10 protein-coding genes are annotated in these 12,577 nt (G+C 42.6%); 5 read left to right on the top strand and 5 right to left on the bottom strand.

The genetic code is table 11. The annotated features are described in order from the left end of the window. Positions 1–47: 47 nt before the first annotated feature. Positions 48–908: a formate dehydrogenase accessory sulfurtransferase FdhD gene (gene fdhD, locus HBL79_RS01845; protein WP_021724219.1), complete on the bottom strand. Its 861-nt coding sequence runs from the start codon at positions 906–908 to the stop codon at positions 48–50. Positions 909–1,180: 272 nt separating this feature from the next. Here fdhD and fdnG point away from each other — a divergent pair, with 272 nt between their 5' ends. The 4 genes from fdnG to fdhE all read left to right on the top strand — a co-directional run bounded on the left by fdnG (position 1,181) and on the right by fdhE (position 6,827). Then, entirely contained in the window at positions 1,181–4,237 is a 3,057-nt protein-coding gene (gene fdnG / locus HBL79_RS01840) for a formate dehydrogenase-N subunit alpha (RefSeq protein ID WP_147277874.1), read from the top strand. Between the two features lies 1 nt (position 4,238). After that, entirely contained in the window at positions 4,239–5,162 is a 924-nt protein-coding gene (fdxH, locus tag HBL79_RS01835) for a formate dehydrogenase subunit beta (protein ID WP_017806788.1), read from the top strand. Further along, positions 5,155–5,841, top strand: a complete 687-nt coding sequence (locus tag HBL79_RS01830; protein WP_046097337.1) for a formate dehydrogenase subunit gamma — start codon at positions 5,155–5,157, stop codon at positions 5,839–5,841. The genes fdxH and HBL79_RS01830 overlap by 8 nt, the downstream gene beginning before the upstream one ends. 80 nt (positions 5,842–5,921) lie before the next feature. After that, entirely contained in the window at positions 5,922–6,827 is a 906-nt protein-coding gene (gene fdhE, locus HBL79_RS01825; RefSeq protein WP_046097336.1) for a formate dehydrogenase accessory protein FdhE, read from the top strand. Positions 6,828–7,217: 390 nt separating this feature from the next. Here the strand turns inward: fdhE and HBL79_RS01820 are convergent, their stop codons facing one another. Next, the gene (locus HBL79_RS01820) at positions 7,218–7,598 is read right to left on the bottom strand and encodes a hypothetical protein (protein ID WP_130230734.1); all 381 of its coding nucleotides are present in this window, start codon (positions 7,596–7,598) and stop codon (positions 7,218–7,220) included. Positions 7,599–7,935: 337 nt separating this feature from the next. Between HBL79_RS01820 and HBL79_RS01815 the strand changes: the two genes are divergently transcribed. Then, a complete protein-coding gene (locus tag HBL79_RS01815; RefSeq protein WP_052716793.1) occupies positions 7,936–10,281 on the top strand; it encodes a TonB-dependent receptor in 2,346 nt (781 codons plus the stop codon). A 306-nt stretch (positions 10,282–10,587) separates the two neighbouring features. On the opposite strand, the gene HBL79_RS01810 is transcribed toward HBL79_RS01815, so the two are convergent. The 3 genes from HBL79_RS01810 to HBL79_RS01800 are packed head-to-tail and all read right to left on the bottom strand — an operon-like array spanning position 10,588 to position 12,577. Beyond that, positions 10,588–10,917 carry a branched-chain amino acid transporter permease gene (locus HBL79_RS01810; protein ID WP_017806796.1) on the bottom strand — a complete coding sequence of 110 codons (330 nt, stop codon included), beginning with the start codon at positions 10,915–10,917 and terminating at the stop codon, positions 10,588–10,590. Next, a complete protein-coding gene (locus HBL79_RS01805; protein WP_035688556.1) occupies positions 10,918–11,655 on the bottom strand; it encodes an AzlC family ABC transporter permease in 738 nt (245 codons plus the stop codon). Beyond that, on the bottom strand, positions 11,648–12,577 hold the full coding sequence (locus tag HBL79_RS01800; RefSeq protein WP_035688558.1) for a LysR family transcriptional regulator: 930 nt from the start codon (positions 12,575–12,577) through the stop codon (positions 11,648–11,650). Before HBL79_RS01800 ends, HBL79_RS01805 begins: the two co-directional genes overlap by 8 nt.

Here is a 12,577-nt window from a genome sequence, read left to right as displayed (position 1 = left end):
TTGTATTAAAAATTGGGCCTAGCATAAACCTTTACGCTAGGTTAAAGTCAAGCCCTAGAGGAAAGAAAAGTGTGAGATGAAAAATTTGCGTTAAAATCTAACCGCTCTTTACCGCTATATACGGTGGCTCGCCCCTCTCTGGCAAAGCCAATGAGGGTGAGCTGACTTTGCCTTGCTTGGTTTACCGCAAGGGCAGTGGCTGCGGAAATTGCCACAAGGCATTCAATCCCTTGGCTCACCACCTTTTGCACCATTTCATAACTCGCACGGCTGGAAATTAGCACGAAGCCTTGCGGTGCAGACTGTTTGGCGTACCAACCAAGCAATTTATCCAATGCGACGTGGCGACCCACATCTTCGCGAATGGCGAGCAAATTGCCGTGCAAATCGAAAAATGCGGCAGCGTGGGTTGAGCCAGTTTGTTGTCCAAGCTGTTGGGCTGAATGTAATTTTTTCAGGCAATCGTCAAGAAGAGAAATATCCAAAACAGAAGTGCGGGGCAAAATAGGCAAGTTTTTGTGGATTTGATCAAGCTGTTCTGTACCACAAATGCCACAACCCGTTCTTCCCGCTAAAGTGCGGCGGCGTTCTTTTAGTGCAACAAAACAGCGAGTAGCCATTTCTATCTGTACTGCAATGCCATTGCAGGTTTCTTCCACATCAATACCATAAATATCCGCTGGCTTTTCGATAATGCCTTCGGTTAAAGAAAAGCCAAGGGCAAAATCTTCCAAATCTTGTGGGGAACACATCATTACGGTGTGGCTAATACCGTTATACACTAAGGCAACAGGGGTTTCTACCGCTAAGGTTTCTTCTTTTTCTTGCCAAAGTGATGTGTATTGAGAATGTTTATTATTTGTTAATTTCTTGAAAAAATTAACCTGTACTTTTATGAGCCAACTCAATCATTTTTCCTTTTTAATGAAGATTATTTATAGATTTTAAGCTAGAAAAAGCGTATCCTAGCCGCAGTATTACGTTGTGTGCATTGTAATACAATCTCGTAACAAACTATACTTTAACTGAATCAAATCATTTCTTCGCACAAAAAATAAATTTGCGAATTGAATCAATGTTCAATAAAAACGATTTGAGCCATTCGGTTACCCTAAACGAATATCTACGAAAAATCTACTACGACAAAAGAAGTTTTGTTGGTTGTTAAGGAGTATCTCTTATGCAGGTCACAAGAAGAAAATTCTTTAAGATCTGTGCAGGTGGTATGGCGGGAACATCGGCAGCAATGTTGGGGTTTGCCCCTGCAACGGCTTTCGCTGCTCCTCGCGAATACAAATTATTACGCGGTAAAGAAACCCGTAATACCTGCACCTATTGTGCCGTAGGCTGTGGTATGTTGCTCTACAGCTTAGGTGATGGCGCAATGAATAGCAAAGGTAAACTTTATCATATTGAAGGCGATCCCGATCATCCAGTAAGCCGTGGTGCACTTTGTCCAAAAGGAGCAGGAGCATTGGATTATGTAAACAGCCCTCGCCGTGTGAAATATCCTGAAGTGCGTGAAGCTGGCTCAAATGAATGGAAACGTATTTCTTGGGAAGAAGCCATTGAGCGAATTGCCAAGCATATGAAAGCCGACCGCGATGCGAACTTCATTTTAGAAAATGAAAACGGAACGCCTGTTAATCGTTGGATGACAACAGGATTCTTAGCGGGTTCAGCTTGTAGTAATGAAACGGGGATTTTAACGCAAAAATTTGTTCGTTCACTCGGAATTATTTATACCGACAACCAAGCGAGTATCTGACACGGACCAACGGTAGCAAGTCTTGCTCCATCATTTGGTCGCGGTGCGATGACCAACCACTGGGTTGATATTAAAAATGCCGATTTAGTGATCGTTATGGGCGGTAACGCTGCGGAAGCTCACCCTGTTGGGTTCCGTTGGGCGATTGAAGCGAAAAAACAAAATGGTGCGAAGTTAATGGTGGTTGATCCACGCTTTAACCGTACAGCTTCAGTTGCAGATATTTATATGCCATTACGTTCTGGGACAGATATTGCCTTTTTATCTGGCGTTATTCGTTATTTATTAGAAAACGATAAAATCCAACACGAATACGTTAGACATTATACCAATGCGGCATTCCTCGTTGATGAGAACTTCAAGTTTGAAGACGGTTTGTTCTCAGGTTATGATCCTGAAACACGCAAATATGATCGTTCAACTTGGCGTTATCAATTTGATGCGGAAGGTCAGCCAATTCGCGATCTGACTTTACAACACCCGCGTTGCGTGATTAATCTATTAAAAGATCACGTTTCACGTTATACCCCTGAAATGGTAGAACGTATCACAGGTACACCACAAAAAAGTTTCTTACAATTCTGCGAAGAAATTGCCAAAACGTCTGCACCAGATAAAGCCGCAACCTTCTTATATGCTTTAGGTTGGACACAACACACCGTAGGTGCGCAAAACATTCGTACAATGGCGATGATCCAATTATTACTCGGTAATATTGGCGTTTCTGGCGGCGGTGTAAATGCGTTGCGTGGACACTCAAATGTGCAAGGAATCACCGATTTAGGTTTATTCCCGCATATGCTCCCTGCTTATATCCCATTGCCAACAGAGGCGGATACCAGCTTAGAAAGTTTCCTAAACCGTATCACGCCAAAAACAATGCTGAAAGATCAAGTGAACTATTGGCAAAATACGCCGAAATTTATGGTGAGTATGCTCAAAACTTTCTTTGGCGACAAAGCCACCAAAGACAACGAGTTTGGCTATCATTATTTACCAAAATTGCCAAAAGGCGGTATGGATCAATTCCGTTACATTGATGAAATGTATCACGGTCGCGTAAATGGCTATTTCTGTCAAGGAATGAACCCTGTTGCCTCTTTCGCAAACTCAGGGAAAATCATCAAAGCACTGAGCAAATTAAAATATTTGGTCATTATGGATCCGTTAATGACAGATACCTCAGAGTTCTGGAAAAATTACGGCGAATATAATGATGTGAAAACAGAAGAAATCCAAACTGAAGTATTCCGCTTGCCTACCACTTGTTTTGCTGAAGAAGATGGTTCAATTGCAAATTCTGGACGCTGGCTACAATGGCACTGGAAAGCCTCAGAGCCTCCTTTCGAAGCCAAAACGGATGGTGAAATTTTGTCTGAATTACGTGCCGCACTTATTGATCTTTATCACAAAGAAGGCGGTAAAGCTCAAGAGAGCCTTGAAGCAATGAGCTGGAATTATGACAATCCGCTCGAGCCAAAAGCAGAAGAAGTGGCAAAAGAAATGAATGGCTATGCCTTACAAGATCTCCTTGATGCCAACGGCAATGTGCTCTTGAAAAAAGGTGAGCTACTTTCAAGTTTCGCACAAATGCGTGCTGATGGTAGCACCTCTGGAGCTTGCTGGATTTACACAGGGCAATGGACGCCAAAAGGTAACCAAATGGCGAATCGCGATAACGCCGATCCATCTAACTTAGGTAATACCCTCGGTTGGGGTTTCGCGTGGCCGATGAACCGCCGTATTATCTATAACCGTGCAAGTGCAGACTTATCCGGTAAGCCGTGGAATCCAAAACGCCAGTTGATTAAATGGAATGGCAAAAACTGGAACTATGTAGATGTAGCTGACTTTGGAACAGCTCCGCCAAATAGTCCAACCTTACCATTTATTATGCAACCTGAAGGGGTAAGTGGCTTATTCGTGCGTGAACGTATGGCTGATGGTCCGTTCCCTGAACATTATGAACCAATTGAAACTCCGATTGGAACTAACCCACTACATCCAAATGTGGTTTCTAGCCCTGTGGCTCGTATCTTGGAAAGTGATAAACCGGATATTGGTAGTTCAGAAGAATTCCCTTATGTAGGTACAACTTACCGCTTAACTGAGCATTTCCACTACTGGACAAAAAATGTTCTACTCAATGTAATTACACAGCCAGAACAATTCGTGGAAATCAGCGAAGCCTTGGCACAAGAAAAAGGCATTAGCAATGGGGATTATATCAAAGTAACCTCTAAACGCGGATACATCAAAGCAGTAGCCGTGGTAACCAAACGTATCCGCCCACTGGTTTCTGACGGAAAAGCGATTCACACTGTAGGGATTCCAATCCACTGGGGATTTGGTGGCATTGGCAAGCAAGGTTTCTTTGCCAATAACCTCACTATCCGTGCAGGTGATGCAAATACGCAAACCCCTGAATCGAAATGTATGCTCGTAAATATTGAGAAAGTGGAGGGATAATATGGGTACAGTTCAATCACAAAATATTATTAAAGCCTCTGCGACCTCTTCGCTCACGCCACCACCACACGCACGGGATCACCAGCTTGAAGTGGCAAAACTGATTGATGTAACCACTTGTATCGGTTGTAAAGCTTGTCAAGTGGCGTGTTCAGAGTGGAATGATATTCGTGCAGAGCCTGAAAAATGCGTGGGTTCTTACGACAATCCAATTGATCTTAATGCTAAAGCTTGGACGGTGATGAAATTCAACGAAGTTGAAGAAAATGACCGTTTGGAATGGCTAATCCGTAAAGATGGCTGTATGCACTGTAGTGAACCAGGCTGCTTAAAGTCTTGCCCTTCACCGGGTGCGATTATTCAGTATGCGAATGGGATTGTGGATTTCCAATCAGATAAATGTATCGGCTGTGGTTATTGTATCGCAGGTTGTCCATTCAACATTCCACGAATGAACCCTGAAGATAATCGCGTGTACAAATGTACGCTCTGCGTTGATCGCGTCAATGTTGGACAAGAGCCAGCTTGCGTGAAAACCTGTCCAACTGGGGCAATTCATTTCGGTACGAAAGAAGAAATGAAACATTATGCAGAAACCCGTATTGCTGATTTGAAATCCCGCGGTTATGAAAATGCTGGGCTTTATGATCCAGAAGGTGTGGGTGGTACACACGTTATGTATGTGTTGCATCACGCCGATAAACCTGAACTTTATTCTGGTTTGCCGAAAGATCCGCATATTGATACCACCATCACCTTGTGGAAAGACGTATTAAAACCAGTTGCTGCGGTAGCAATGGGAGGCTTAGTACTTTCTGAAATTGCACACTACCTTGCAGTAGGACCAAATACGGAAGATCTTGAAGAACACGAAGATGTCGTGCCAGAAGACGAACAAGCACATAAAGGAGGCGAAAATGAGTAAAGTTAAGATCAACAACGATCAACGAGTTGTTCGCCACAAATTGCCTGTGCGTTTAAGTCACTGGTTACTGGTAATCTGTTTCTTCACCACAGGCTTATCAGGGCTTGCATTCTTCTTCCCTGATTTTGCTTGGCTAACGGAAATCTTAGGTAACCCAAGAATTGCCCGTTTTATCCACCCATTCACCGGGATAATAATGTTTATTGCCTTTATCAACCTTTGCTTGATTTACTGGCCTTACAACATTCCTGAAAAAAATGACTGGGTGTGGCTCAAAAATATTAAAGAAGTCTTGAAAGGCAATGAACACGCCGTATCAGACAACGGAAAATATAATTTAGGGCAAAAAATGCTATTCTGGACCTTAATCCTTGCAATGGTTACCCTATTAGCGACAGGAATTATTATGTGGCGACAATACTTCTCCCATAATTTCCCGATTCCTGTCATTCGCATTGCAATTTTACTTCACTCTGCCAGTGCCTTTATGCTCTTTACCGGTATTATGGTACATATGTATATGGCATTCTGGGTGAAAGGTTCTATTCGTGGAATGGTTGAAGGTTGGGTAACGGTACGCTGGGCGAAAAAACATCACCCTCGCTGGTTCCGTGAAGACATTCTACCTGAACTCGAAAAAGAAGCCGCAGAAAAAGCGAAAGAAAAGCCGGCTAAATAATTATGATAAAAGTGCGGTGTTTTTTTGTTATCACTTTCTAACAAAATTTACACCGCACTTTTCTTATTGGTAAAACGATTATGAGTATAAAAATTCTTCCCAAAGATGACATTGTCCAACTGGCAAGCTCGTTTCATCACCCCGTTCTTCTTTTTTCAAATCCCAAAAATCTTTATCAACGCCGTGCTGAACGACTACGCACGCTTGCTCAAGAACATCCAATGGCAGATTATCTCAACTTTGTTGCAAACATTGCCGATTGCCAGCTTGAACTCCTCAATGAGCAACCCGTTACGCAAAAAATTGAAATCAACACCGAAACCAGCGTGCCGTTAGCCTTCGAAAAATGGCAACGCGATCCGCAATGGCGGGATCTGCTGCGTAGCCTACTGCACAAAATGAAGCAGAAAGGGAACGAAAATGTTGAGGCCACCATTGAAAATCTCACTAAAGCTGCAGACGCAGAATTAGAACAACTCGCGGATAAATTGCTTACTCAACAATTTTCCGAAGTTGGTAGCGACAAAGCTCTCTTTTTATGGGCTGCACTCTCTCTCTACTGGGTTCAACTTGCTCAGCAACTCCCCCAAAATAGTAAAATGGAAAGCAGTGAAGATTTACACCTTTGTCCAGTTTGCAACGCTCCGCCCACAGCTAGCTTAGTACATTTCGGTTCAGAACAAGGATTACGTTATTTGCACTGCTCCTTATGCGAAAGTGAATGGAATTTAGTCCGTAGCAAATGTTCTCATTGCCATCAAACAGGCAAATTGGATTATTGGTCAATCGACAGCGAATTTGCTGCCGTCAAAGCAGAAAGCTGCGGCGATTGCCATAGCTACCTAAAAATACTTTACCAAGACAAAGATCCGTATGTAGAATCTGCCGCAGATGACCTCGCTTCAATCTACCTAGACATTGAAATGGAAGAAAAAGGCTTCTCCCGTAGCGGACTTAATCCATTTCTTTTTCCAAATGAAGAATAACAACGCGTAAAGTGCGGTCAGATTTTGGCTGTTTTTTTAGATACAGAAAATAGGGAGGTCAAACACCTCCCCTCTTTATGTTTGCACATATAAGTGATCAACCACCGGCTGGACAGCAGGCTAATATAGTCGTTTAAGTTCAAAATAAGACAAGGCAACGGGCCGTAGATAGTACAGATAGTACGGCAAGGCGATGTAACGCCGTATTATTTTGAAATCAAACGACTATACTTATAGCTAAATTGATTTCCGTTTCATACAAAGTTTTGATCCGAATGCAGTACAAGCAGTACGGCGAGGCAGAATCACGTTACAGGAAAAGTGAAAGCGTTTAGCTATAAGTCACGCAACTCGCTTTTGACACCTAACAATGGCAATAAAAACGCCCGATTATTCCACCTTAATCTCTAACTCATAGCTCGCACTTTTTCCCTTTCTTGCGGAATTACGCGGTTGTGCAACTCGCACTTCGTGATCGCCACTGAGGGGGAGTACATAAGGCTCACCATAAATATAACCTTCGCGGTCAAAAAGAAAAGCCTCCGCATCGCCTGTAGTTTTTAAGGTAAGCGTAACCACTTGCCCAGCATTAGCTTTAAAATGATACGATTTGAAATCGTAGCCCACAATTTTTCCTTTATAATGTTGGGTAAACCCTTGATTTTCAATCACAACTTGAGGAACATTTTCTGTTTTAGACGAGCTTTCCGCACAGCCCGCTAAGGTAAATAATGCCCCGAAACCAAGTAGAGGCAACATTAATCGCTTCATTTTTTCTCCTTTCGAATTTTCTAACTCAATTTTGATCATTTTCTTCCTGCCCTATTATAGATAAATTGATTTTACTTTCATACAAGACTTTGATCCGATGACTGCACAAAGAATACAGCAAGGTGAAGTAATGCCATAAGAAAGTGAAGAAGTTTAACTATATCGCCCTTATCATAGAGCTTCGCACCTCATTTTCTAAACATAGATACGAGCCACTTACTAAGCTAGAGTTTTATTTCATAAAAATATTTAGATCTATGAACTTACTCGTTTACTTTCTGAGTTTTTATGTTAGCATACGATACTTATTTTTCAATAAAAAATAAGGTTTCCAATAATGCAACATTTTGATTTAAGAAAATTTTCCATTAGTAGCATAGCAGTCTTAATTTCATTTTATACAAATGCAGAGCAAAACACTCTCGATTATCAGCAGTTAGACATCATTCAAGTGGAAGCAAAAGCCCCCGTCAATGCCGCCCCCGATCATTATCTCAATACTCAACAGCGGATAAACCCAACTCAGCTTAAAAATAACCACTCCACAACACTAGGTTCAGTGGTAGATAAAACTTCTGGCGTGCAAAGTAGTGCCTTTGGACCAAATTCCTCTCGCCCTATCGTGCGAGGCTTGTCTAGCCAGCGGGTAGCGATTTTAGAAAATAATATGCCTATCAATGATTTGGCTGTCATTAGTGGTAATTTAGCCACCTCAATCAACCCGTTAAATGCGGAAGATATTGAGATCAGCAAAGGCGGGGCAACCATTCTTTATGGCGGGAGAAGCATTGGCGGGGCAATCAATGTGCTAGATGAAGCCATTCCGAAACAAATTTTGCAAAATAAAATAAGTGGACAAGTAAACCTCAATAAAGGGTTCAATGCGGCGGATCAAGGATCATTTAAATTAAATGTAAACGATGGAAGCCATTGGGCAGGGCATATTGATGCATCAATTAGCAAAATTTCCTCAATAAAAGTACCGCACAATAGTAAAGCAGCGGTCTGTTATGATAAAAGCTATTTGCAATCCCGCACAGATTTACAGCGTCAGTGCCAAGTGGTTATTCCTGTTCTAAATGACGTTATTAACCCTGCCTACTTTAAATATATTAGCCAGTACTATTTAGATAATTATCAAGACAAGAGCTTAGGTTTATCAGAGGGCGATAAATACACCAATAACCGTGGTTTTATGGGGGTAAATCCCCCCAATCCACTATATGTGCCAAACAGCCCTTACTATATGGAAGAATTCGGTGAGCTAAAAGAATACCGCTCTTATCCAAAAGGTAAAATTCCTAACAGCCATTCTGAAACAAAAACATTCACCTTAGGCACAAGCTATGTAGGGGATTTTGGTTACACAGGACTATCTTGGCATTACTTTAATACGAATTACGGTGTTCCAGGATTTGCCTATTTAGCTAGCCAAACCGATGAAGGCTACGCCCCCGTAACAGTGAAAAATCAAACCCATCGTTTAAGCTGGGACACCCATTGGGGTTTCCCCCTCAAAGGCATTGATAGCCTTGATTTTCAAGTGAATTATCAACATTCTAAAGATCAAGAATTACTCAACAGTACCGTTTCTAACGGTTTTTTATCCCACAACTATGCCTATCGCCTTTCCCTCAGCCACACACCGCTGTTTGAACGTTTTGTCGGTACGATTGGCACAGATTTCTCTTATCAAACCGTGAAAGCCAAAGGACAAGATAGCTATCTCCCTGATTTGAAACGCAAAGCCTACAGCTTATTTGCCATTGAAACCCTTGACCTCGCTCCTTTTATGTTGGAATTTGGGCATCGTATCGGCAAAGTCAGCTACAAACTGGGTGATTTACATAATAGTCGCTCTCAGAGTGTCGGGGCATATTATGCCAAAGATCGCACATTCGCCCTGCAAAATACCCATTTCGCCTTGCAATTTAACCCAACGAAAAACAGCTACCTCAAACTGCAACGCACTTGGGCTGAACGAGCCTTAGAAATGAATGAGCTGTATGCCAACAATAATCATTATGCTCTCCTCATTGAAGAACAGGGCGATGCACGCTTGCAAAAAGAAAAAAATAAAGCGTGGGAACTCTCCGCAGGCATCGAGCAAGGTGGCGTGAACGCCTCCGTAAGCTGGTATCGAAACCAATTCAATCACTTCACCTACTTAGGCTACACCAGTATTGTGCGTAATGGCTTAATGGCGAAACAATGGCGACAAACACCGCTCACCTTAACTGGCTGGGAAGTAGATCTAAGTTATAAATTGGATACCCAACAGTGGGGAACGTGGAATTGGCACGTCTTTTACGATCATATCCAACAAAAACTTCCGCACCGCTTAACGGGCTTAGGCAACTACTTGCCAAATCTCCCCTCTTCCCGCTTTGGCGGCGATCTCAGCGTGGAATATCAAAACTGGCGAGCGTTCTTCTCAGCCATTCATTACAAAGCCCAAAAACACGTCAGCAATGAAGTCGATGAAAAGCTAATCAACCCATCATTCACCCTCGTTGATGTCGGGGTTAGCTATGTTTACCCGTGGAAGCAAAACGAAGTGGAAATTTACTTTAACATCAACAACCTCACTAACCGCGAGGCAAGATCAAACACCTCCCCACTCAAATTCCTCGCCCCACAAGCAGGAAGAAATGCGGTGCTAGGCTTAAAAGTAAATTTCTAACCCCACCTCTCCCCCGCCATTATCTGTGGCGGGGCATTCCATTTACACAGCATACTTCAGCCCGCCATACCAACGCCCAATCCCTCACAATCAAAAAACGACCGCACTTTAATGCTTCAATTTTCAGACTTATATAAATTACCTGAGCAAAACAGACGCTAAACGGGCGAACACATAGGTTCGCTCCTACGAGGTTGAGAATGCAAAAGTAAGTCGCCAACAGCGAACCCCGTTAAATTTCCCAAAGAAAAAACCATTCACCAATCAAGCAAAACAACTAGAAATATAAACGAAAACAGCTCCCTATCACACAAAAATAATCTCCACCAACACCATATACAACCCTGTTCCCGCGATCATTGACAAAAACATATTCCGTTTCCAAAAATGTAGCCCTAGCACCACCGCACCTGCAATAAAATCAGGTAATCCGTGATTACCCGTAGCGAAATCAACATTTTTGTAGCAATACACCACTAACATTCCAAACATTGCCCCCGGCAACACTTTGCCTAAATAGCGAATATAAGGCGGAACAGGGCGATGAGCGGGAAAGATCACAAAGGGCAAAACACGACAAAGTTGCACCGCTAAGATGGCAATACCGATGGTGATAATCTGTTCAGTTAATGTCATTTAATCCACCTTTTCTAATTTGCTGGCTAATTTTAGTCGCCAAAGGGTGAGTGCCACTAAAATACCAATCAGGGTTGGAATTAAAAAGTGATGTTTTCCCACCACCACTAAACAAAGCAAGGCTATCCCTAAGCCTAACAAGGAGCTTTCGTGGGATTTTTCTTTCATCCAATTTTCTGCAAAAATCACTAAAAAAAGTGCCGTCATCGCAAATTCAATACCTTTTAGATCGAACGGAATCACATCACCAAAGAGATTACCTAGCACCGCGCCAATCACCCAATAGCAATGCAAATATAGGCTGACAAAAAGCATATACCAACCTTTGTCTAAGTGCGGTGGAATTTTTGCCATATAATTGAGCGAGAAACTTTCATCTACCAGCGTGCTGATCAAATACCAGCGTTTTTTGCCCAATTTTGAATGGTATTTTTCCAGCATTGAAAGGCTATAAAAGAGCTGGCGTAAGCTCACCATTAAGGTCAGCAAGAAAATATGTAAGGGTGCAAAAGCCATCACTAATGCCCCTGCGACAATAAATTCTACTGATCCTGCGTAAATTAATGCCGCCATAAAAAAGGGATACCACGCGCCAAAACCTAGGGCTTTCATATAAAGGCCGTAAGCCACGCCAAGAAAAAGAAAGCCGATCACCATTGGCAAAGAATAAGGAAATGCCGCCTTGGCTGCCGCCCAAATTGGGCTGTTATGTTGTGCTGGTTGGTTACTACTACTCATCTAAAACAGATAACCCCGGTAAGGTAGAAAAACTTTGTGCTTTTACGGTTTGATAAAAATCATCAACAAACGCGACTTCTGCATCCATTTCACGAAATGCCGCATAAAGATTGCTATACAACCCTTGATTGGTAATTTTTTTCGCCACAATATAACCGCGATCCAAATAAGGTTTGGCCGCCCAAAATGGCAACGCTGCAATCCCGCGCTTGCTCGCCACTAACTGAATAATCGCAATGGTTAATTCACTGGTGCGACGTGTAGGATTAATGCCTTTCGGATTTAACACTTTTTTCAGCAAATCCAACATATCATCAGGCACAGGATAGGTAATTAAGGTTTGATCGATAAAATCTTCCGCTTGCCAAATGTCTTTATTCGCTAAAGGGTGATCTTTGGCACACAAGCCCACCATTTCATAAGAAAACAACGGCTTATGCACAATGCCTGCGGTTTCTTCAATTTCCGAAACCACCGCCCAATCCGCACGATGGCTCAGCAACAGCCCCACCGTGTCTGTATGAAAGCCTGATACAATATCCAGCTCCACCAACGGCCAATTTTGGCGAAAGCTATCCATTGCAGGCATCAACCAATCAAAACAAGTGTGGCATTCCACCGCAATACGCAACTCACCCGCCTCACCTTGCTTAACGCGCGCCAAATCTCGCTCCGCCTCCACCACTTTCGGCAAAATATCATTTGCCAACTTAATTAACCGTTCCCCCGCCGAAGTAAAACGCAGGGGCTGGCTTTTACGTTCAAATAAAGGCAAGCCATATTGATCTTCCAACAATTTAATTTGATGAGAAAGGGCTGACTGGGTTAAATAAATCCGCTTCGCTGCCAACGAAACACTGCCCGTTTCCTTTAATGCCAACAGGGTTTTAAGATGTCTAAGCTCTAAAAATATAGGTTTCAT

It is taken from the genome of Avibacterium paragallinarum (genome assembly GCF_011765605.1).
Taxonomy (GTDB): Bacteria; Pseudomonadota; Gammaproteobacteria; order Enterobacterales; family Pasteurellaceae; genus Avibacterium; species Avibacterium paragallinarum.
Note: the sequence above shows the minus strand (reverse complement) of the source record. Positions and strands in the feature narration are given on the sequence as shown.